At 69.9% G+C, this 21316-nt stretch carries 17 protein-coding genes and 1 pseudogene; 9 read left to right on the top strand and 9 right to left on the bottom strand.

The features are described 5' to 3' along the window. Genes ADL12_RS32830 through ADL12_RS32820 form a run of 3 tightly spaced genes read right to left on the bottom strand, consistent with a single transcriptional unit; the run spans position 1 to position 3608 of the window. Complete coding sequence (locus ADL12_RS32830) at positions 1-768, bottom strand: enoyl-CoA hydratase-related protein (protein WP_062708855.1); 768 nt, start codon at positions 766-768, stop codon at positions 1-3. A gap of 21 nt (positions 769-789) precedes the next feature. After that, positions 790-2037 (bottom strand): ferredoxin reductase domain-containing protein, encoded by a 1248-nt coding sequence (locus ADL12_RS32825; RefSeq protein WP_062708763.1) that lies wholly within the window; start codon positions 2035-2037, stop codon positions 790-792. Next, positions 2034-3608, bottom strand: a complete 1575-nt coding sequence (locus tag ADL12_RS32820; RefSeq protein WP_062708760.1) for an amino acid adenylation domain-containing protein — start codon at positions 3606-3608, stop codon at positions 2034-2036. Before ADL12_RS32820 ends, ADL12_RS32825 begins: the two co-directional genes overlap by 4 nt. 473 nt (positions 3609-4081) lie before the next feature. Here ADL12_RS32820 and ADL12_RS32815 point away from each other — a divergent pair, with 473 nt between their 5' ends. Continuing rightward, a complete protein-coding gene (locus ADL12_RS32815; protein ID WP_062708757.1) occupies positions 4082-6301 on the top strand; it encodes a molybdopterin oxidoreductase family protein in 2220 nt (739 codons plus the stop codon). Here ADL12_RS32815 and ADL12_RS58165 read toward each other — a convergent pair. The 3 genes from ADL12_RS58165 to ADL12_RS32800 form a co-directional block, all read right to left on the bottom strand. Further along, positions 6261-6518, bottom strand: coding sequence for a hypothetical protein (locus ADL12_RS58165; RefSeq protein WP_062708754.1), 258 nt, complete (start codon positions 6516-6518; stop codon positions 6261-6263). The two genes, ADL12_RS32815 and ADL12_RS58165, sit on opposite strands and share 41 nt — an antisense overlap. Positions 6519-6614: 96 nt before the next feature. Continuing rightward, positions 6615-8069, bottom strand: coding sequence for an ATP-binding protein (locus ADL12_RS32805; RefSeq protein WP_062708752.1), 1455 nt, complete (start codon positions 8067-8069; stop codon positions 6615-6617). A 94-nt stretch (positions 8070-8163) separates the two neighbouring features. After that, a complete protein-coding gene (locus ADL12_RS32800; RefSeq protein WP_063806766.1) occupies positions 8164-8739 on the bottom strand; it encodes an ATP-binding protein in 576 nt (191 codons plus the stop codon). Positions 8740-8923: 184 nt separating this feature from the next. Here ADL12_RS32800 and ADL12_RS32795 point away from each other — a divergent pair, with 184 nt between their 5' ends. After that, positions 8924-9811, top strand: a complete 888-nt coding sequence (locus tag ADL12_RS32795; RefSeq protein WP_062708750.1) for a helix-turn-helix domain-containing protein — start codon at positions 8924-8926, stop codon at positions 9809-9811. 6 nt (positions 9812-9817) lie between these two features. Continuing rightward, entirely contained in the window at positions 9818-10003 is a 186-nt protein-coding gene (locus ADL12_RS32790) for a DUF397 domain-containing protein (RefSeq protein ID WP_062708745.1), read from the top strand. Here the strand turns inward: ADL12_RS32790 and ADL12_RS32785 are convergent. Then, the gene (locus ADL12_RS32785; protein WP_062708742.1) at positions 9987-11114 is read right to left on the bottom strand and encodes a hypothetical protein; all 1128 of its coding nucleotides are present in this window, start codon (positions 11112-11114) and stop codon (positions 9987-9989) included. The genes ADL12_RS32790 and ADL12_RS32785 overlap by 17 nt on opposite strands. Before the next feature lie 220 nt (positions 11115-11334). Beyond that, positions 11335-11769: a gamma-glutamylcyclotransferase family protein gene (locus tag ADL12_RS32780; RefSeq protein ID WP_062708738.1), complete on the bottom strand. Its 435-nt coding sequence runs from the start codon at positions 11767-11769 to the stop codon at positions 11335-11337. Positions 11770-11879: 110 nt separating this feature from the next. On the opposite strand from ADL12_RS32780, the gene ADL12_RS32775 reads away from it, so the two are divergent. The 3 genes from ADL12_RS32775 (at position 11880) to aroB (ending at position 16340) form a co-directional block, all read left to right on the top strand. Beyond that, the gene (locus ADL12_RS32775; protein WP_062708736.1) at positions 11880-13526 is read left to right on the top strand and encodes a M4 family metallopeptidase; all 1647 of its coding nucleotides are present in this window, start codon (positions 11880-11882) and stop codon (positions 13524-13526) included. Between the two features lie 221 nt (positions 13527-13747). Then, on the top strand, positions 13748-15238 hold the full coding sequence (locus tag ADL12_RS32770; protein ID WP_063806765.1) for an FGGY-family carbohydrate kinase: 1491 nt from the start codon (positions 13748-13750) through the stop codon (positions 15236-15238). A 4-nt stretch (positions 15239-15242) separates the two neighbouring features. Continuing rightward, a complete protein-coding gene (gene aroB, locus ADL12_RS32765; RefSeq protein ID WP_062708731.1) occupies positions 15243-16340 on the top strand; it encodes a 3-dehydroquinate synthase in 1098 nt (365 codons plus the stop codon). Between the two features lie 98 nt (positions 16341-16438). Here aroB and ADL12_RS32760 read toward each other — a convergent pair whose 3' ends face one another. After that, positions 16439-18739 (bottom strand): ATP-binding protein, encoded by a 2301-nt coding sequence (locus ADL12_RS32760; protein ID WP_062708728.1) that lies wholly within the window; start codon positions 18737-18739, stop codon positions 16439-16441. 513 nt (positions 18740-19252) lie between these two features. Between ADL12_RS32760 and ADL12_RS32755 the strand changes: the two genes are divergently transcribed. The 3 genes and pseudogenes from ADL12_RS32755 to ADL12_RS55715 form a co-directional block, all read left to right on the top strand. Then, the gene (locus ADL12_RS32755; protein ID WP_244188138.1) at positions 19253-20008 is read left to right on the top strand and encodes a hypothetical protein; all 756 of its coding nucleotides are present in this window, start codon (positions 19253-19255) and stop codon (positions 20006-20008) included. A 391-nt stretch (positions 20009-20399) separates the two neighbouring features. Beyond that, positions 20400-20924 carry a hypothetical protein gene (locus ADL12_RS32750; RefSeq protein ID WP_062708726.1) on the top strand — a complete coding sequence of 175 codons (525 nt, stop codon included), beginning with the start codon at positions 20400-20402 and terminating at the stop codon, positions 20922-20924. A 192-nt stretch (positions 20925-21116) separates the two neighbouring features. Continuing rightward, positions 21117-21316: pseudogene (locus ADL12_RS55715) on the top strand (class F sortase); the annotation flags it as partial.

Genomic DNA, 21316 nt, shown 5'->3' with positions numbered 1-21316 from the left:
TCAGCGCCCCTTGAAGACGGGCGCTCGTTTCTCCAGGAACGCGGTCATGCCCTCCTTCTGGTCATCGGTCGCGAACAGGGCGTGAAAGACGCGGCGTTCGAAGAGGAGGCCGTCGCGCAGGCCCGTTTCGAGGGCCCGGTCGACGCACTCGCGGGCCGCCGTGACGGCCGGGCGGCCGTACGAGGCGATCGTCGCCGCCGCTCGCAGGGCCTCCGGCAGGACCTGGTCGTCCGGGACGACTCGGGAGACGAGACCGCAGCTTTCGGCCTCGCGGGCGTCCATCGTGCGGCCGGTGAGGATCAGGTCCATCGCCTTCGCGCGGCCGACGAGGCGGGTCAGGCGCTGGGTGCCGCCAATGCCGGGGATCACGCCGAGCTTGATCTCCGGCTGGCCGAAGACCGCCGACTCCCCCGCGATGACGAGGTCGCACATCATCGCCAGCTCGCAACCGCCGCCGAGCGCGTAGCCGTTGACGGCGGCGATCTTCGGGGTGCGGAGTGTTGTGAAGCCCTCCCACGTCCCGAAGTAGTCCTCGGCCGCCATCTCCGCGGCCGTCTTCCCCGCCATCTCCTTGATGTCGGCGCCGGCCGCGAACACCTTGTCCGAACCGGTGAGGACGAAGCAGCCCACCTCAGGGTCCTGGTCCAACGGGCGCAGGGCATCGAGGAGTTCGGCCAGCAGCTCGCCGCTGAGGGCGTTGAGCACGTGCGGGCGGTGCAGGCGTACGGTCACCACGGCGCCGTCGCGTTCGATCTTGAGGTTGTTCATCATCCGCTCCTCTGCGTCGAGTTACGAGTCCCAGATCGCGCCGTACGCCGGAATCCCGCGTCGCTCCAGGCCGTGCACCACCTGCCAGGTGAGCTTCTTGTTGGAGATGCAGATGACCGCCTCGGCCCCGAAGTCGCGGTACGCCTCGTACGCGAGGCGGACCATGTCGGGCTTGCCGTGCCGGGAGGTGTCCCAGACCTGGGCGTTCGGCTGCACGGCGAGGATCTCGTCGACCAGGGCGTCGCCGTAGGTGGTGCGCGGGTCGCGGGTCGCCCAGACCAGGCGGGAGGGGACCTCGGCGGCGAGGAGGTGGGGCAGGCAGGGGCCGATGCCGCTGCCGGTGGCGACGTAGACCACCTTCTTGAACAGGGTCTCTATGTTGGCGACTCCGGCCGTAGTGATGCCCTTGACCCAGACCCGGGCGGGCAGGTCGTCGATGAAGGCGCCCGTCCAGTCCCCGGCGCGCGAGATGGTGAGCCGGAAGCCGGGCTCGCCGGGTGCGGGGACGTTGGCGAAGGAGTGCCATTCCTTGAGCGGGCTGCGGCTGATCGCCGTGGAGGAGCCCGCGAAGGGGGTCTCGCCGTGGTCGAAGCGGGCCAGTACGACGTGCCGGGAGGGGCGTTCCAGGCGTACGTCCACCTTGCGCAGCCGTAACCAGGGCAGGGCGACGCTGAAGGTGACGAGCGCGAGCACCATGAGCGCAACCGGGCCGGACGACGACAGCAGGGTGTGCGCCCAGAACAGGATCAGGGCCGTCCAGCCGCCGAAGCGGTGGATCTTCTCGAAGTGGTCGTGGTGGCGGGAGCGGAAGGGGGGCAGGGCGGTGCCGATGACGATCGCGAGAAGGGTGATCAGGGTCCAGCTCACGGCCAGGAGTGCCGGGTCGGTCGTCATGAACGCCAGCGCCAGGAACCACGCCGTCCCCGCCAGCGCCCCGCCCACGTGCAGCCCGCCGAAGTGGTACACCTTGCCCAGCGTCCAGCGGACCTTCAGCGGCCAGGTGGTCGGCGCCCAAGTGGCCAGCCTGAAGAGGAGGTTGATGACGTACTGCTGGCGCACGAGGACGGCGAGGGCGAGGTTCGCCAGTGCCGCGTGGCCCAGGGTCGGTGTCGACAGGGGCCAACCCGTCCACAGGAACGTGAGGTTGGCGGTGAGGACGAGGGCCGCCAGGCGGTTGTAGTGCATCAGGCGCGGGTGCTTGAGCAGGCGGCGCGGGCCTGGGATCAGCGGCGGCAGATCGACGGCCTGACGGTTGAGCGACGTGGTCATCGCGCCGCCCCCTGAAGCGTCCGCTCCTCCGCCATCCGCAGCAGCGCCTGTTTGTCGATCTTGCCGCGGTCGGTCTCCGGCAGGGATGGCAGGGGCATGACAGTCTCGGGCACGCAGTAGTACGGCAGCGCCTCCGCCACCGCGCGGCGGGCACCGTCCGGATCGACGTCCGCGGGGCAGACGAAGGACACGAGGGTCCGCGCATCCCGCTTCAAGGTCACCGCGCGCAGACAGCCCTCGACCGACTCCAGCACCGAGGAGACGGAGTCGAGCTCGACCCGGAAGCCGCGCACCTTGACCTGGTCGTCGGTGCGGCCGAGGTGTTCGAGGTCGCCGTCGGGGGTCCAGCGGCCGAGGTCACGCGTGCGGAACATGCGATGGCCGGCGCCGAGGAAGGGATCCGGGGCGTAACGCTCGGCGTTGAGGGCGTCGTTGTCGAGGTAGCCGGCCGAGACGCAGTCGCCGCCCGCCCACATCTCCCCCACCTCGCCGATGGGCAGCGGGCGGCGGTCTGCGTCGAGGACGTAGACCGTGTTGTTGGGGGTCGGGCGGCCGATGGTGAGCAGCGGGTCGGACGGGTGATGGAGGTGCATCGTGTTGACGATGGTCGTCTCGGTCGGGCCGCAGCAGTTGTGGAAGGCGGCGTGCCGGGCCCACCGGTCGGCGAGCGGGCGTGGGCAGGGCTCTCCGGCGACGGCGACCGTGTGGACGCGCGGGCAGGTCGCCGGGTCGATGCCGGACAGCACGGTCGGGGTCGCGATCAGCACGTCGGCCGTGCGGGCGGCCGCCGCGGCGTCCTTGCCGCGGATGACGAGGGTGCCGCCGTGGGTGAGGCAGCCGAGGATCTCCCAGGCGGCCATGTCGAAGGCGACGTTGAGGAGCTGGGCCACGCGGTCGCCGGGGCGGATGCCGAGGCCGCCGGGTTCGGTGAGGAGGATGTTGGCGACGTTGCGGTGGGTGACCTTCACGCCGTTGGGGCGGCCGGTGGTGCCGGAGGTGAAGAGGACGTAGCAGCCGTCGTCGGGGCGTAGCGGGGGGTGGGGTTCCGGGGTGCGGGGTTCCGGGGTGCGCGGTTTCGGGGCGTACGGCTGTGGCTCGTCCGGCGTGATCATCAGGTGGCCGTCGGGCAGCGGCACCCGGTGGGCATGCTCGGCGGCCGTGAGGACGACGCGGGTGCGGGCGGTGCGGATGACGTGGGCGAGCTGGTGCGGGGGTGCCTGGCCGATGTCCTGGGGGACATAGGCGGCGCCCGCCTTCAGGATGCCGAGCAGACCGACGAGCATCGGGATCGAGCGGCGTACGAAGAGTCCGACGTGGTCACCGGGGCGTACGCCCTCGCGGGCCAGGCGGGCGGCGAGGGCGTCGGCGCGGCGGTCGAGCTCGCCGTAGGTGATCGTCGCGCCCTGGTGTTCGGCGGCGATGGCGTGCGGGGCGGCGGTGGCCTGCCGTTGGACGGCGTGGTGGATCAGGGGGTCACGGACGGGGACGGTGGGGCCGCGGCCGTACTGCCAGAAGAGGTGCTGGTCGCGGGGAGGCAGGTGGCCCAGGGGGCCGGCAGGGCGCAGGGGCATGGTCGGGGGACCTCCTGGCGGGCTGTTTCGATGGACGGTTCGCCATGAGCGGCGGGCATACCCGGTATGTCGAACGCCGTGCGGAGATGCGATGCGCTGAGCGGCCGTGCGCATATAACCGCGTGGGGTGCAGCGCCCCGAAAGGGGCGCGGGGAACTGCGCGACCAGCCACAACGGCGCCGCAGACAACCAACAACCCATCGCGGCTCTCACAGTGGAGCGCTCAGCGCCTTAGTTGGGACTGTAGCCCCGGCGCTTCAATCGTCAACCATGCGTGACCAGCCAACTACGGTACGGAATAAGACACACGAGGCGACTTCAGCAACCACGGCAACCTCACCATCACCCCGCGGCAACTCAAGCAGGGCGCTCCCGCGCCTCACGGCGGCCGGGCGGCGACGGGGAGGTCACCGTCCCGGCCGCGTAACAGGGAGCCGTCGCGCACGTAACACGCCGGAAGCACGCTGAACGGTATGCCGAACTCCGCGACGCCCACGCACTGCCCGTACTGCGCCCTGCAGTGCGGGATGAACCTCACGCCCCTGCAGGACGGGGGTGTCGCGGTGGTCGAGCGCCCGGACTTCCCGGTGAACAAGGGGGCGCTGTGCGGCAAGGGCCGCACGGCGCCCGCGGTGCTGGCGTCGAGCGTCCGCCTGACCTCACCCTTGGTGCGGTCGGGCGGCGAGCTCGTGCCCGCCACCTGGGACGAGGCGCTGGACCGCATCGCCGAGGGCCTTGCACGCACGCGTACGGAACATGGCCCGGACGCGTGCGGGGTCTTCGGCGGAGGCGGTCTGACCAACGAGAAGGCGTACAGCCTCGGCAAGTTCGCGAGGATCGTGCTCGGCACCTCGCAGATCGACTACAACGGCCGTTTCTGCATGTCGTCGGCGGCCGCGGCCGGGATGAAGGCGTTCGGGCTCGACCGGGGGCTGCCGTTCCCGCTGGAGGACATCCCGAAGACAGGCTGTGTGATCCTGGTCGGTTCGAACCTGGCGGAGACGATGCCGCCGTCGCTCCGCTTCTTCACTGAGCTGAAGGAGAACGGCGGCACGCTCATTGTCATCGACCCACGCCGCACGAAGACCGCCGAGCAGGCGGACCTGCACCTGGCACCCCGCCCCGGCACCGACCTCGCGCTGGCCCTCGGCATGCTGCACCTGGTCGTCGCCGACGGGCGGGTGGACGAGGAGTACGTCCAGGAGCGCACGGTCGGCTGGGAGGACGCGCGAGCCGCCGCGATGGCGCACTGGCCGGAGTTCGTGGAGCGGATCACGGGTGTGTCTGTTCCTCAACTCCGGGACGCTGTACGGATGTTCTGCGAGCCGGAGCACGCGATGGTGCTGACCGCGCGCGGGCCCGAGCAGCAGTCCAAGGGCACGGACACCGTGGGCGCGTGGATCAACCTGTGCCTGGCGACCGGGCGGGCGGGCCGGCCGCTGTCCGGCTACGGCTGCCTCACCGGGCAGGGCAACGGGCAGGGTGGGCGCGAGCACGGCCAGAAGGCCGACCAGCTGCCGGGCTACCGCAAGCTGGACGACCCGGCGGCGCGGCGGCATGTGGCCGAGGTGTGGGGCGTGGACCCGGACAGCCTTCCCGGGCCGGGGCGCAGCGCGTACGAACTGCTGGACGCACTTGGCACGGACATCAAGTCGCTGCTGCTGATGGGCTCCAACCCGGTGGTGTCGGCGCCGCGTGCCGCGCACATCGAGGAGCGCATCAAGTCCCTCGACTTCCTGGCGGTGTGCGACGTCGTGCTGTCGGAGACGGCGGCCCTCGCGGACGTCGTCCTTCCGGTGACGCAGTGGGCGGAGGAGACGGGCACGACGACCAACCTGGAGGGCCGGGTCCTGCTGCGCCGTCGCGCGATCACCCCACCCGAGGGCGTCCGCAGCGACCTGGACGTCATGCACGAGCTCGCGGCGCGGCTGGGCGGCGAGAAGGGCCTGGAGAAGGGCTTCCCGACCGACCCCGAGGAGGTCTTCGAGGAGCTGCGCCGGGCGAGTGCGGGCGGAGCGGCGGACTACTCGGGGATCACGTACGGCAGGCTGGCGGAGGAGAACGGGGTGTTCTGGCCGTGCCCGGCGCAGGCGGACGCCGCCCCGGCGGACTCCGAGGACTCCGAGGACGCCTCGCTGGACGCGGCCGCCGGGGCCGACGACCCGGCGCAGGACGACGAGGCCACGGACGACGGGACCACGAGCGCCGAGGCCAAGGGCGGTGCGGTGCACCCCGGCACGCCCCGCCTCTTCTTCGACCGCTTCGCCACGCCGGACGGCCGCGCCCGCTTCGCCCCCGTCTCGCACCGGGCAATCGCCGAGGAACCCGACGCCGAGTACCCGGTGCTGCTGACGACCGGGCGGGTCGTGGCGCAGTACCAGTCCGGCGCCCAGACCCGCCGCGTCGACGAACTGAACGCCGCCGCGCCGGGCCCGTTCGTGGAGCTGCACCCCCGGCTGGCGGCGCGGCTCGGGGCGGCCGACGGCGATCCGGTGGCCGTGGTCTCACGCCGGGGCCGAGCGGTCGCCCCCGCCCGCATCACGACCGGCATCCGCCCGGACACCGTCTTCATGCCGTTCCACTGGCCGGGCGAGGGCCGCGCCAACACCCTGACCAACCCGGCACTGGACCCGACGTCACGCATGCCGGAGTTCAAGGCGTGCGCGGTGCGGGTGGAGGCGGTCCGGAACTGACCTTCAGCTCGGGGTTCGCCAATCCCCGCCCTCGATGAGCTTGCCTGGCCACGTACACCCAAACCTGTACAACGGTGCCGTCCGCGCGGGTGACCTCCCGTGCCACCCGCTCGTAGACATTGCGGGAGTCGCCCAGCGCGCAGTCCTCCAGGACCTCGGACTCGGTGCGGACGCGCAGGAAGATGTCGCGGTTGGTCTCCGCGTTGACCTCCCCCATGGCGTCCCCTCCGTGCACAAACCCGCCAGGAGCCCAACTCACCCTGAGTGAGCCGGGGTTCGCCGGGCTCACCACGCCAGTACCGGGGAGGGACGGTCAGCCCCAGGCTTCCAGCAGAGCGTCCGGCTGCCAGCATGCCACCAGGTCCTCACTCGCCCTCTCTGTTGGCGGCGTACGAGTAACGGCGACCAGCGCGGCCCTCTCCGCCCCTGGGACATGACGGACGTGTTCGCCGAGTTCAGCAAGATCGCGCACGTCGAAGGGGGCGTCGTCCCGCCACTTCACCGAGCCGACGAAGCTCACGGCACCGGCCACCGGCTCGCTGTCGGCGCCGATCAGATCCACTTCCGGGTTGTTCTGGCGATTCCACCAGCCGCCCACCTCGGACACGTCGGGAAAGGTGTCGTCGGGCAGCAGCCGCACCAGTGCTTCCCGGATGACCGGTTCGATCGCGCGCCCGCGCCAGGACGGCCAGGACTTCTCGATGCGGGTCAGCGACTGGGCGCCTCGCCCCCGTTCTGCTCGGGCGATCGCGTTCTCCAGGTGAGCGAGCCAGAAGCGGAGGTAGGTGTCGGCGATGCGGTACCGCTTCAGTTTGGGAGCCGGCTGGGTGGAGAGCGGCATGTCGACGGCCACGATCTTCTTGGCCTCGATGAGCTCATTCAGTAGCGGAGCGAGGGTCCCGTGGGCGAGCGGCTGACCTCCGCTGCCGCCGGTGCGGGCCGCGATCCCGGAGAAGGTCCGCTCCCCGGAGCCGACGGCCCGCAGTACCCGGCCCGCCTGCAGCCGGGCTGGGAACTCCGCCGCCAGCGAGCGCTCCCCGGTGGTCAGCAGCACCGAGGAGGGATCCTCCAACTGCCGTCCGAGATAGGCGGACCACGACTCCCCCGGCCGCCAGCCTGTGACGACCTCCGGGAATCCGCCCGTGACGAGGTAGGCGTCGAGGGCGGACGCCGCGTCCAGTTCTGTGACAGCACGGACGTCTGCGGGGTTGAGCGGACCGACCGTGTACTGCCCGGCCCGCCCGTAGAACGGATGGTCGTAGGAGGTGAGCCGGTCCATCATCGCCAGGTCGGAGCCCAGCAGCAGGAGAAGCACGGGTCGGGCGGACAGGTGCATGTCCCAGGCGGTCTTGAGCGCGGCGTCGAACCCGGGGTCGGCTTCGGCGAGCCAGGGCACCTCGTCCAGTACGAGGATCGACGGCTCCGAAGCGGGCAAGGCGGCCGCGACGGCGGCGAGTGATCGCACCCAGTCCTCGGGGGGCACAGCATGGGCGAGTGCCCGAGCATGTTCACGCAGCCCTTCTCCCTCGGTCACGGCATCGAACAGGGCCTGCCGGGCAAGCGGCGCGGGCTGGCTTCTGGTCGCCTGGAAGAAGGCGTACGGCACCTCGGACCGCGCACAGAACTCCTGCACCAACCGGGTCTTCCCGATCCTGCGCCGTCCTTTGAGGACCAGCGCCTGCCCCGGGCTCCCGCCGGACGGCGAGCGGACCTTGTCGAGCCAGGAATCGAGGATGCGCAGTTCTCGGCGGCGGCCGGTGAACGCCATGGACGGCTCCAAAAGTAGGACTGCGGCAAAGTTGGAACTTCTCCTACTTTACTGACGGTCACAACGTCGCGCACGACGAGGCGCCCGATTGAAGTCAAGCGGCGCCCTGCCTGGCCTCCAGCATCCAGTGCCGCATGACGGCGTGGATCTCCTGCACGCCGGCCCCGTTGATGGCCTGGTCGAACTCCTCACGCCGCCCCTCCGGGAGAGCCGCGCAGATGTCGGGGATGCTGTCGGGGACCTCCACCTCGACATCACGGCGGGCGACATCCAGCTCACACCACACCGCCTTGCCGACGGTCAGCTCACTCACGCCCCAGCGGTCGGCCACCTCGCGCACGATGAGCAGTCCCCGCCCGAACATGTCGCCCCCGGTTGCCTTGCGCGGGCTCGGCAGCGACTCGCCCTTCGGGTCGGTGACGGCGATACGGACGGCGTGTTCGGTGAGGGTGAGTTCGACCCGGAAGAGGCGGTCACGGAGGCAGCCGTGCAGTACGGCGTTGCCACCGAGTTCGGAGACCAACAGGGCAGTGTCGGCGGCGAGTTCGGGGTGACCCCAGTCGGTGAGGAGGCGGTGGGCGCGGCGGCGGGCGAGGGTGACGCTCTTGGGGAACGGGGTGTAGTCGAGGCGGTCGCGGTGGAGAACAGGAGGTTCGGTGGGGGCGGTCATGTGGCGGGCCTCCGGGCAGGGTTGGGCAGCAACTGACGTCGCATTGCGATCAGTTCGTCACCGACGGTAGGGGTGGCGGCACATTCGTCGCAAGTTCCTCTCGGATAAATTCCTCCGATCGGTTTGCGTGGCACTCAAGCAACGGGCCAGACTGACCGCGCACCGACCCCCAAGGAGAAGCGACGTGACCGCGAGCCGGCCGACACAGGGCAACAGCACAACCACCGTCCTGGGGCGGCGACTTGGTGGTGAGCTGATCAAGTTGCGTACCGCCGCCGGCCTGACCCAGACGCATGCGGCCAAGGCGCTCACCGCGTCCACCACGAAGATCGCGAAGATGGAGGGCGGTTGGGTGCCCGTGCGGGACCCGGACATTCGGGCACTGTGCGAGCTGTACGGCGTGCACGACCCAGGCGTCGTCGGCGGACTCCTTGAACTGGCGAAGGTCGATCGCGAACGGCGTAAGGCCAAGGGCTGGTGGAACGACCACGCGATCAACGGCGTCATGCAGGAGTACGTCACTCTGGAGAGCGTTGCAACAGCCATCAAGATGTGGCAGCCCTCTTTCGTGCCCGGACTACTCCAGACCCCCGTATACGTACGCGCGTTGACGCGGGAGCCCACCGCCACGACGGCCAGGACCCGAGGTCCGGAAGAGGAGTTCGTCGCCGCTCGGCTCGCACGCCAGCAGCGCCTGTCCAACGATCCGCCGCTCTCGCTGCACACGGTGATCTACGAGGCAGTGCTCCGCAACTTCCCCGGCGGAGCAGACACAGCTCGCGGGCAACTCGACCACCTGGCACAGATGGCCGACCTGCCGAACATCACCCTCCAGATCTATCCGTTCAGCGGGGGCACACACCTGGGCCTCAACGGCTCGTTCAACATCATCTCGTTCACCGAACCCGGAGCCATGGACATCGTCTACGCGGAGGCCCCCTTCACCCAGCGCTGGGTGGAGGGCGGAGAGGGCGCCGCAGCATACGATGAACTGTTCGAGATGATCGCGGATCGAGCGCTCGGCAAGCGGGAGTCGGCCTCGTTCCTCCGCAGACTCCGTAAGGAACTGTGAGCCGTGATGCCTGCCTTCCACTACCGCAAGTCCAGCTACAGCGACTACGAAGCCGAGTGCGTCGAGATAGCCACCAACATCCCCACCACCATCGCCATCCGCGACTCCAAGCACCCCACCGGCCCCGCCCTCCACCTCCACCCCACCACCTGGACCGCCTTCCAAACGGCCCTGGTCAAAGGGAAGTTGTAGCCCAAGTGTCGTCCGTCAAGGCCGCCAGAACCCGCCGCTTGATCTCGGCGCGCTGAGGACTGTTGACGAGCGAGCGGGGCAGAAAGCCGTCGTGCTCCTCGTGCGGGCGCAGCTCGGCGCGGATGAAGGCGTATTCGAGCGGGTGGGTTTCGGCGAGGAGTCGGTCGGCCGCTTCCCTGGCCTCGAACAAGGCGATCACGTGCGGGGTTTCGCGTTCGCGTTCGCGCAGCACCTGGGTCAACTGGCGGAGATACCTCTTGTACTCCAGGCGCCGCTGCTGGACGGCGGCGAGGAAGCGCCGGGCATTGAGCACCTCGATCGCCTCGCGCTGGGGAAGGGCGTAGAAGTCGTCCGGGAGCGTGCCCAGCCCGTGAGGGGATTGCGCGTGAGCCCGTTCCGCGACCATGTACCCGAGCTCCCTCAGGGCGTTCTCCCAGCGGCCGAGCAGCAGCGGATGGCGCAGCGCTGGGTTGCGCTCCTCCTGGTCCTTGGCGTCGTCGGCCGCGGCGCGCCGCACGACGATGTCGTCGGCGGCGAGCAACGCGTCGACTTCCGGCGTGCCTGGCGCGGTGATCTGGCCGTGGGCACAGGCGTACTCGATCTGCTCGTGCACGTTGCGGAACGAGGGAGCCTCGGATTCCTCGCCCAGGTTCCGGCGGGCGCGCTCCCGCCGAAGGAGATCCGCGTACTCGTCCGGGAACGCGCTCCTCAGCCAACTCTGGGCCGTGAGGCGGGAGTCCGCCCCGTTCTTGCGTTCCCTGCTGTTGTGGAAGTCGTTGCGGCGTAACTTCTTGACCAGGATCTCGGCCTCGTGCCTGCGGTGGCGGACGCGACGCAGGCGGTGCTCGGTGACCTCCAGGCGGGGGTCGTTGGTGTAGCGCATCCGCTCGGTGGCGACCTGGAGTTCTCCGGCGGCGCAGAGCAGGGCGTCCTGCCAGTCCAGCCGCCATTCCGCCTTCCGCAGGAGACGACGCGTGCGTTGCGGGATGAAACCGTTGGTGGCTTCCGCGACGGCCACGGTCACGAGGTTGTCGAAGCTGTCGGTGATCAGCGGTACAAGCGTCTCCGTCGGAATGTGCTCGACGTCGGCGATGCGCAGCCTGTCCCCCATGCCCAGCCTTCCTTCGGCACGCTCTGATGTCCGGCACGGCTGCGGCGTCCACCGCCCCACCGGTCAATGCAGCGTAGCGTCAGGCGACAGGGAGGACACGCTGGTCGCAGCGGTTCGTCGGGGGCACCACCGAAGTGTCAACCCGCGTAGGTCAGGCTCACGCTGTGCCTGGGTCTGCGGGTACGGCCGCCCCGGACACCGACGGCCGTGTCGGTGAAGCTCAACTGGTCCGCGCCGCCCAATCGCCGCTCTCGATCAGCTCGCCGTGTATGCGGAGGCGGGCAGCGACGGAGGGGGCGGCGACGTAGACCCAGGCGCGCACGGACGTGCCGTCGGCATCGCGGATCACCTCGCGGGCGATGCGTTCGTAGAGGTTGCGCGGGTCGCCCGGGGCGTACTCCTCCAGGCGGTCGAGGGCGGCGAGCAGCGCGGGGTACTCCTCGGGGCGGGCGGTGATCAGGTCGCCGTACACCATGTCGCCGCCGCCCCGTTCCTCGACGGCGTACGGGTAGCCCGGGCCGTCGTACAGCGCCGCTCCGACGAGTCGTGCCGGTTCCTCGGTGAGGGTGCGGCCGCGCAGGAAGTGGTCGTGGTTGGGCTCTCCCGGGCGGAGGGTGCCGTAGACGAAGAACGGGAGTCGAGGAGAGAGGGGCACGGAAACGATTCTCTCCCCTCACACACCTCCACGTATTCACCCTGGCCATGGCATGTGCACGCCCCCTTGAATCTTGGGCATCCTCTGCGCCGTCCAGTTCAAGGAGACCGATGAGCCGAATACGGCCGCACATCCGGGGTTCCCGTCTTGCCACGGCGGGCATCGCCGCCGTCGGCGCCACCCTGCTGGCCACCGCCCTCTCCCCCACTGCCGACGCGGACGACAGTCCGACCAGGGCCACCGCGCTCGAGAACGCGGCGTCGGTCCTCACGGACCAGGCGGCGAGCCTGGGGCTGACCGCCGCGCAGGACACCACCGTGCGGGACGTGATCGTGGACCCGGACGGCACGCAGCACGTCCGTTACGACCGTACGTATCGCCAACTGCCTGTCCTCGGCGGCGACTTCGTCGTCCACCTGGCCAAGGACGGTACGTACCGCGGCGCCTCGCGCGCCACGGAGCGCCCGATCTCCCTGTCGAGCGTGACACCCGAGATCTCGGCGCCGAAGGCGGCCGACCTCGCGGCGAAGCTGCTGCGTGCCGCGAACCTCGGCGAGACGCTGAAGCGGCTGACGGCCAAGCCCGAGCTGGTCGTCGACGTCCTGCACGGCACCCCGAAGCTGGCCTGGCGGACCGACGCGGTCGCCCAGGACTCCGTCGGCAACCCGGTCGCCCGCACCGTGCTGACCGACGCCCTGACCGGCGCCCGGATCGACGCGTGGGACAGCATCGAGACGGCGTCGGGCGACGGGAAGTCGCTGTACGGCGGCACGGTGCCGTTGGAGACGACGGCGTCCGGGTCGACGTACCAGTTGAAGGACCCGACGCGCGGCGGCACGTACACCGGTGACGCCGCGAACAAGACGGATCTGTGCCTCCTGACCGTCTGCCTCAACCGCGCCCCGGCGACGGTCTTCACGGACGCCGACAACCACTGGGGTACGGGTGCGGCGACCGACCGCTCGACGGCGGCGGTGGACGCGCAGTACGGCACGGACGTGACGTGGGACTACTACGAGGACGTCCACCGGCGTAAGGGCATCGCCGGCGACGGCAAGGGTTCGTTCAACCGCGTGCACTACGGCAACGGCTACAACAACGCCTTCTGGGACGACAGTTGCTTCTGCATGACGTACGGCGACGGTGACGGCACCCAGCTCGGCCCGCTGGTGTCGCTGGACGTGGCCGGCCACGAGATGACGCACGGCGTGACCTCGAAGACCGCCGCGCTGACGTACTCGGGCGAGTCCGGCGGGCTGAACGAGGCCACGTCGGACGTCTTCGGCACACTCGTGGAATTCCACGCCGGCAACTCCTCGGACCCGGGCGACTACCTGATCGGCGAGAAGATCGTCCGCTCGGGCTTCAGCCGGGACGCCCTGCGCTACATGGACAAGCCGTCGAAGGACGGCAGCTCGGCCGACTGCTGGAGCGCGACGACGGCGACGCTCGACGTCCACTACTCGTCGGGCATCGGCAACCACTTCGCGTACCTGCTGGCCGAGGGCAGCGGCGCGAAGACGGTGAACGGCGTCAGCTACAACTCCCCCACCTGCAACGGCTCTTCGGTGAACGGGATCGGCCGGGACAAGCTCGGCAAGATCTGGTACCGGGCGCTGACCGTCTACATGACGTCCTCGACGAACTACGCGGGGGCACGGACGGCGACGCTGAACGCGGCGAAGGATCTGTACGGGGCCGGCAGCGCGGAGTACGGCGCGGTGGGGGCGGCTTGGAGTGCGGTGAACGTGGGCTGAGTACGAAGCGCGTCCTCCAGCCGGAGCTGGTGGCGCGGGAGCTGCCTGATATCGACGAAGGCTCCTTCCCTCTGTACGCCACCCCGCAGGCATGCCCCGGCCTCGCCGCCGCGCGGATCCAACAGCGCTGCATCGGCGGCGAGTTCGGGCCGATCCCGCCTGGGCGACATGGGCAGCCCTGCGCGAGGGAAAGCTGTAGCTCCCTATGGCAAGGAGAGACCATGCCTTCACTGATCATGGGCGTCGATGTCGGAACCTCCAGCACCAAGGGCGTACTCGTTGATCCGTCCGGACAAGTCGTCGCCCGCAGCACTCGTAGCCATACGTCCAGCCGGCCTTCGCCCGGGCAGGTGGAGCAGGAGCCCGAACGGGACTGGTGGGACGGATTCGTGCAGGTAGTGCGTGAATTAGCCGCAAGGTCACCACGGCCTGTCGACGCGCTGGGCCTCAGCGGTATGGGTCCGTGCGTCGCGCTCTGCGACGCCGCCGACCGGCCGTTGCGCCCAGCCGTCCTCTACGGCGTGGACACTCGGGCCTCAGCGGAGATCAAGGAACTCGCCACCCGCTACGGCCGCGCCGCCCTGCTGGCCGACGGCGGCGTCCCGCTCACGTCGGAATCGGTGGGCCCGAAACTCCTCTGGCTCCGTCGCCATGAGCCGCACCTGTGGCGCCGGGCCGCCAGATGGCACACCGTGACGTCCTTCCTCATCCGACGCCTGACCGGTCGCTATGTCATGGACCATGGCTCAGCCGCTTCGGCGGCTCCCCTGTACTCGCGAGGCGCGGCCCGGTGGTGCGGAAGCCGGTACGCGGAGATCGCCCCGGGCCTCGAGGTACCGGATCTGGCATGGTCGGACGAGGTCGCCGGCGAAGTGACCCGCGAGGCGGCCGACGCCACGGGCCTCGCAGCGGGAACGCCGGTGACCGTGGGTGCGATCGACGCGGTGGCCGAGGCGTGCAGCGTCGGAGTCGTACGCCCGGGCGACGTCATGGTGATGTACGGGACCACGCTGCTCCTGCTCCAGGTGATCGGACCAGACGGGGCTGAGGTCGTGCCCGAAGGCTCCATAGGGATCTACCCGGGGCTGATGCGCGGTACGTTCCACGCCTCCGGAAACGTCACGACAGCGGGAGGCCTTCTCGACTGGATCGCCGAACTGGCCCGCCGTACCCCTGGTGAACTCGCGGCCGCCGCCGCGGAAGTACCGCTGGGGTCGGAAGGCCTGCTCGTGCTCCCGTATTTCGCGGGAATGCGGACCCCCGAGTTCCACCCAGAGATGGGAGGCGGTGTGAGGGGCCTTTCCCTGCGGCACGGAGCACCGCACCTGTTCCGTGCGGCGATGGAAGGCATCGCCTGTGCGGCGCGGCGGAACCTCGAGGCCCTGGAACGATTCGGCGGTCCCGCGGCGAGGCTGGTGGCGGTGGGGGGTGGTACGGCCAACACCGTGTGGACGCAGATCGTCTCCGATTTGCTGGGCAAGGGGCAGGTGATCCCCGCACAGACCGTCGGAGCCTCCTACGGCAGCGCGATGCTGGCGGCTCGCGCGGTGCGGGCGGTCGATGACCCGACACGATGGGTCAGTGCGGCGCGGACGCTGGCCCCGGACGTGGCGGCGTCGTCCCGCTATCGCGCGCTCTACGACCGGCACCGCCGTCTTGAAAGGCAGTCCGCCGACGAAGCGGGGAGAGCGGTTGGCGCCCCGTTACTCTGAGCGCATGAGTGACCATCAGAATCCGGTATCCGTACCGGTGTCCGTGCCCGGCTGCCCGTACTCCGTGATCATCGGTCGGGGCCTGTTGGCAGACATCGGCACCCGCCTGTCCCTGTCACCACACACCCAGCGAGCAGCCGTGGTGGCGTCAGGGGTACCGGCCACGCGTTACGCGCCCGTCGTCGTCGAGGCGCTGCGGAGCAGCGGGCTGGACGCGGAGCTGGTCGAGGTTCCCGACGGCGAGGAGGCGAAGACACTCGCCACGGTCGAGCACTGCTACGAGCGCTTCGCGGGGATGGCGCTCGGCCGGGACGATGTGGTGGTGGCCGTCGGCGGTGGCGTGGTGGGCGACATGGCAGGTTTCGCGGCGGCCTCCTGGCATCGCGGTGTCGCGCTGGTGCAGGTGCCCACCACCTTGCTGGCCCAGGTGGATTCCTCCGTCGGCGGCAAGACGGGAGTGAACCTTCCCTCCGGAAAGAATCTGGTGGGCGCCTTCCACCAGCCGAAAGCCGTGGTCATCGACCTGGACACCCTCGGCACCCTTCCAGAGCGGGACCGTGTCGCCGGACTGGGAGAGGTGGCCAAGTACGGCTTCATCTCAGATCCCGAGGTCCTGAGAATTCTCGAGGAAGCGCCGGACGACGCGATTGCCGCGGGACCTGGTGTAGTAGACGACCTCGTGGTGCGCGGCATCCGGGTGAAGGCGGCCGTCGTGAGTGCCGACGAGAAGGAGGCGGGCGAGCGGGCGCTCCTCAACTACGGGCACACGGTCGGCCATGCCATCGAGGCGGTCGGCGGGTATGCGCGCTATCGGCACGGTGAGGCCGTGGCCATCGGGATGGTCTTCGCGGCCAGGCTCTCGGAGGCCCTGGGCTCGGCGAGCCCAGGTCTCGCCGACCGTACGGAACGCGTGCTGCAGGGCCTTGGCCTGCCCACCGGCGGCGTGACGGCGACCCGTGAGGAACTCTGGCAGTACATGCGCCGCGACAAGAAGGCCCGGAAGGGAGTCCGGTTCGTGGTGTGCTCCACTCCGGGCAACGCCAGGCTCGTGGAGCAGCCGCCCGAGCAACTCATCGACAAACTGCTCGACTCGCTGCGCTGACTCGACTCGCTGCGCTGAAGGGAGGCGCAGGCACACCCGACGCAGGTGCCCCGAGCCGCTGGTGGGTCCGGCCGTGATCCACCAGCGACGCGCGAGCGTCAGGCCTCCCGAAGGTTGTGGAGCCGTCCTTCCACCTCTGCTGCTTCGGCCGCGCCGATCTCCCTGAAGATGACCAGCGCATTGCGCCAGGCGGTCTCTGCCGCGGCGGGGCCCTCCGAGCTCAGCACGATGTCACCGGCTTCCACCTCGCTCTTCGCCGTCCACAGCCGGTCGTCGAGCTCGCGGAAGACGGTCGCGGCCGACCGTGCCGCACGCAGCGCATCGACGGCGCGCCCGGAGTGTCTGAGCGCTGTGGCGAGACACAGGCGCGTCCGCGCTTCGCCATGGCGATCCCCGAGGGTGCCGAAGAGTTCGAGGCTGCGCTGGAAATAGACCTCGGAGTCCCCGTAGTGACGCTGGTCCAGGTGGACGAGGCCGATGTTGCGCAAGGTGCGGGCCTCGGCTCGCCGGTCGTGGGCCTGGTGGAACACGTCCAGGGCAGCACGCAGGCAGACCAGTGCCTCTTCCGTGCGGCCTTCCGCGCACAGCGCGTCCCCTCGGCTGCGGTCGAGGTAGGCATGGGCAACCGGGTCGGGGTGCGCGGTGTAGAGGGCGAGAGCTTCGTCGAAGCGCTGGTGCGCGGTGTCGAACCTGCTCATGTCCCGGTCGACGTCACCCAGATTGCGCAGCGTCAGTGCTTGGGACGACGCATCCCCGACAGCTCGAAAGAGCGACAGTGCTTCCTCGTACGCGCTGCGGGCAGCCTCCCACTGGCTGCGGTCTCTGCGCACCACTCCCAGCCGCCGCAGAGCGTGGGCCTGCCCCAGGCGATCCCCGGTGGTACGGAAGAGCTCGACCGCTTCACGGAGCCGCTCGTCCGCCGATGTCCACTCGGACTCGTACCACGCGGCCACTCCCAGCCCCAGCGTCATCAGTGCCCGTCCGTGATCCTGGCCTGCGCGTTCGGCCGAGGCGAGCCCCAGACGGTATGTCCGCTCCCAGTCCTGCCAGCGCGCACGGACGTCAAAGTACTTGGTGAGCCCGGCAGCCAGGCGCCACGCGATCTCGTCCATCCGCGCGTCGTGCGCCGCCGACACGAGAGCGACCAGCGCGCCGCGCTCCGTCTCGAACCACGTCAACGGTGAGGCTTCCAAGGCCCTTCGCGCCTCGACCGGGACGAGGGCTGCCAGCCCCGGATCCGGCGCGAGCGGCGCCCGCAGGAGTACGGCACCGCGTTCGGCCAGCCAGAGATACGGGGTGAGGATCCGGGACAGGGCCTGCCGGGCGTCGTCGTCGCCGTCCTCCGACAGCAGGAGTTCGTGGGCGTACACCCGGAGGAGATCATGGAAGCGGTAGCGCGGCAGGCCGCCCGGATCACGGGCGTCCTCCACCTCGATGAGATGCACGTCGACGAGCAGTTCCAGCAGCTCGGTCGCATCCAGGAGATCCTCCTCCAGAAGCACGCCGGCCACCCATGGCGGGAACCCCGACGGCGGGCACACCGCCAAGAGACGGAACAGCCGCTGAGCTTGTGGCAGCAGGTCGGCGTAGCTCAAGGCGAAAGTGGAGCGCACTCCGAGATCGCCCGCATGAAGCTCACGCAGCCGCCGTTGCTCGTCCTCCAGTCGCGCCACGAGGTTCGACGGCGTCCAGTGCGGACGGGCGACGAGCTTGGCCGCCGCGATACGCACCGCGAGCGGAAGCCCACCGCAGAGTTCGGTAAGGCGCCGCGCGGCGGCTGCGTCCGCGTCTACACGCTCTGCTCCGACGACACGACGGAGCAGTTCCACCGCGGCCTCAGGGGAGAGGAGCTCCATGTCACAGGAGTGGGTCCCGGTGAGACCGACCATTCGGGAGCGGCTGGTGACGATCACTGGGCATCGGGGGGTCTCCGGAAGCAGCGGACGCACCTGCGCCGCGTCGCGGGCGTTGTCGAGAACGACGAGGATCCGGCGGTTCTCCATCCGGGACTGGTAGAGCATCATGCGCTGTTCAAGACCGGTCGGGATGGCCGCTCCGTCGACTCCGAGGGCGCGGAGAAAGTCCCCCAGGACGTCGTAAGGGCTCTTGCGGCTGCTGTCGTAACCGCGCAGATTCACATACAGCTGGCCGTCCGGAAAGAGGTCGCGCACACTGTGGGCGACCCGCACGGCCAGCGCGGTCTTGCCGATTCCGCCCTGGCCTGTGATGGCCGACACGATGGTGTTGCTCGCGGGAGAGTCGCCCGCCCTGGCCACCAGGTCGCGGAGCGAGCGCTGCAGCTCGGTGTAATTGACGTAAGTCGACGTCTGTGGGGGGAGCCGGAAAATGGCCGAAAAGACAAGCTCTTCTTCGGCAGGCCGACCGTCGCCGCTGCCCATGGACTGACCTCCCGATTGCGCTGATGATCTGCCGAGGGTCCCAGACTGGAGCCAGACGACGATGCCGGCACCGATCGCGGCGGCACCGAGCCATGCGATCTGCCCAACGACACCCATTCCGGGTAACGCCGCCAGCCCTGCTCCCGCCACAGCGATTGCCCCTGCTCCACCCGCGGCAACGGGAGGAGGCAGACCAGGCCTTCGGCGGCGAGGCGTAGTCGATCTTTCACGCGCGAGCGGCCGCATCTCCTCCACCATCCCCCTTTGGTGGTACCCACGACAGCTGAAGGGCTACAAGCCTCTTTGCCTATCGTAGGTTGACGGCCCGTCATCACGAGCCTTTCCCGCCAGCCCCTCCCGGCGACGTTCCCTTGACGAACGGCGACGACAAGGCCGAGTGCGTCGAAATGGCGCGAAAGTGCAAGGAGACCCTGTTCTTAAACTCCGGTGCTTCAGGGAAAGTTGGGGCTACAGGGTGCGCGGATGGAACCGAGGTTGAGAGGGGAGCGGCTGTTGGAGCCGAACACGCGGTCGCCTGACTCCTCCAGCGGTGAGTCCCAAGCGTCGGAACCGACCAGGCCATCGCCTGATCCGTCCCGCGGTGAGTCCCCACCGGGCACCGGCACCGCCACCGGCCTGCTTGCCGCTTTCCTGGGCGTGCTCATCACATCCTTGCCGCAACTCATTGAACAGCTCAGCCCGTGGACCCGTGCTTTTCTCGCCTTCATCGCCGTATCCCTGGGCCTGAGCGTCTTTGGGGCCGTGCAGGCGCGACGGGAGGCTCCGAGAAGGCGGCTGTGGGTCACCATGTCTGTCGCTGGTGCGGTGGTGAGCGTATGCGCGGGCCTCGTGGTCGGTGCCGGTGCCCTCCTCGGCACGGTGACCACGTCGCCCGTCAAGGTCGGCTTCGACGACGAATTCACGCTGCACAGCCGCGCCGATGAAGATGTGCGCGTCGGTGTTCTGCCGCTGGATGCCGGCTCGTACGTGATCTGGGCCAAACTGTACGTGGAGAACCCCGAGACCAGCGGCGTACGGGTCACGTGCCGCCTCGACGCCGGGAACGACTACGACATCACCTCCGTCGACGTGGTCCCCGAAGGCAGTGTCCCGATCGCGCTGACTGTCGCTCACACCTACCGGGACCCGGGCAGCGTCATCCTCCAGTGCCGCAACGCGTCGACGACGCCTCGCACCAGCGTCCTGAAGCAGGTCAAGATCCTTGTCATCGGCGCGGACTCCGTCCGGATCGACCAGTTGTCCGGCTGATGCTTCCCCTATGGAATCGCACCACCCGCGGCTAGCCGGAGGTGACGACGGCAAGCCCCTTGGCCGGCGGCGCAGGTCGAGGCCGTCGTACGCATCCTCACCCCGGGGACCGTCGTCGGCCGCGGTGCCGGTCACCCGTTCACACGCGCGCACCATGCCGTTCGGGTTCTTTGCCGCGACACCCCAGCCACACCCCCGATGACCTGCTGAAACGCCGGCGTCATAGATCCCGCCGCGCTCGCCTCTACACCCGTTCACCGCATTTCTGACGCCCCCTCGGGAAGCGCTCCCGTCCCACTGCCACTTACCTCGTAAGGGCAGGGGCGCGACCGACGCAGCGGCACATGGGGATGTCGCGGGCCGTGGCCCCGCTGAGTGCGGAGGAACATCGATGCGAGGTACCGCCCGTGTGCTGACCGGGACCGCGCTGGCCGTGGGCGCCGTGGGGCTCGTCGTCACGCCGGCGTACGGCGGCGACGGGGGTGGCCTGGAGGTGTCCCCGGCGTCGGTCGTGCCGGGCGGGCAGGTCACGGTGGACACGGCCGACTGCGAGGAGGGCGCCACGGCGGAGGGCGACGCCAGCGCGGTGGGCGCGGGGTCCTTCACACTGGCGCCGAGCACGCACGGTCAGGCGGCGACCGGGCAGTTCCGGGTGCCGCCGAGTGCGCAGCCGGGGACGTACGAGATCGTCGCGACCTGCGCCGAGGACGGCCGGCGGGTGACGGGGGACCTGGTGGTCACGCTGACGGCCCCGCGTGACGAACAGGTGTATCCGAGAGGAAGTGTGAAGACGGGGGTCGGCGGCGCTCTTGGCCCCGATCCCGTACAGACCGCGGCCGGCGTGGCGGCTCTCGCCGTCGCCGCCGCGGGCGGTACCTGGCTCCTGCATCGCCGGGCGAGAGGCGACGGGATCTGACGGACACCCTCCGCTGTCCGTCCACCGGTACCGCACGTCCCCTCCCCCTCCGGGTCCGACGCCCCTCGCGGCCCGGAGGGGATGAGGGCGGCCCGAGGAGAGTCACAGGAGGCTCGCGTGCGCAGTCACCGCCGTCACCGCAGTCACCACAGCAGCCGCCGCAGCAGTCGCCGCAGCGTCGGCAACTGCGCCATAGCCGCCGTCACCGTCCTCGCCCTCTGTTCCGGCACCTGGCTGCTGCGCAACGCCGCCGCGACGCACGCCCCACCGCAGCCGTCGGCCACGCAGGCCAGCCCCCGCTCCACCGCCCCCCCTTCCCCCCCCCCCCCCACCGCCGCCCCCCTCCCCGCCGCCCCCGTTCTCCCGCCCTCCCCTCCCGACCGCATCCGCAT

It is taken from the genome of Streptomyces regalis (assembly GCF_001509475.1).
In the GTDB taxonomy this organism is placed as follows: Bacteria; Actinomycetota; Actinomycetes; order Streptomycetales; family Streptomycetaceae; genus Streptomyces; species Streptomyces regalis.
This window is presented reverse-complemented; position numbering and strand designations above follow the sequence as displayed.

Coding starts and splice junctions, on each gene's coding strand:
- ADL12_RS32830 (WP_062708855.1), bottom strand. CDS start 768: ATGAACAACCTCAAGATCGAACGCGACGGCGCCGTGGTGACCGTACGC.
- ADL12_RS32825 (WP_062708763.1), bottom strand. CDS start 2,037: ATGACCACGTCGCTCAACCGTCAGGCCGTCGATCTGCCGCCGCTGATC.
- ADL12_RS32820 (WP_062708760.1), bottom strand. CDS start 3,608: ATGCCCCTGCGCCCTGCCGGCCCCCTGGGCCACCTGCCTCCCCGCGAC.
- ADL12_RS32815 (WP_062708757.1), top strand. CDS start 4,082: ATGCCGAACTCCGCGACGCCCACGCACTGCCCGTACTGCGCCCTGCAG.
- ADL12_RS58165 (WP_062708754.1), bottom strand. CDS start 6,518: ATGGGGGAGGTCAACGCGGAGACCAACCGCGACATCTTCCTGCGCGTC.
- ADL12_RS32805 (WP_062708752.1), bottom strand. CDS start 8,069: ATGGCGTTCACCGGCCGCCGCCGAGAACTGCGCATCCTCGATTCCTGG.
- ADL12_RS32800 (WP_063806766.1), bottom strand. CDS start 8,739: ATGACCGCCCCCACCGAACCTCCTGTTCTCCACCGCGACCGCCTCGAC.
- ADL12_RS32790 (WP_062708745.1), top strand. CDS start 9,818: ATGCCTGCCTTCCACTACCGCAAGTCCAGCTACAGCGACTACGAAGCC.
- ADL12_RS32785 (WP_062708742.1), bottom strand. CDS start 11,114: ATGGGGGACAGGCTGCGCATCGCCGACGTCGAGCACATTCCGACGGAG.
- ADL12_RS32775 (WP_062708736.1), top strand. CDS start 11,880: ATGAGCCGAATACGGCCGCACATCCGGGGTTCCCGTCTTGCCACGGCG.
- ADL12_RS32770 (WP_063806765.1), top strand. CDS start 13,748: ATGCCTTCACTGATCATGGGCGTCGATGTCGGAACCTCCAGCACCAAG.
- aroB (WP_062708731.1), top strand. CDS start 15,243: ATGAGTGACCATCAGAATCCGGTATCCGTACCGGTGTCCGTGCCCGGC.
- ADL12_RS32760 (WP_062708728.1), bottom strand. CDS start 18,739: ATGGGCAGCGGCGACGGTCGGCCTGCCGAAGAAGAGCTTGTCTTTTCG.
- ADL12_RS32750 (WP_062708726.1), top strand. CDS start 20,400: ATGCGAGGTACCGCCCGTGTGCTGACCGGGACCGCGCTGGCCGTGGGC.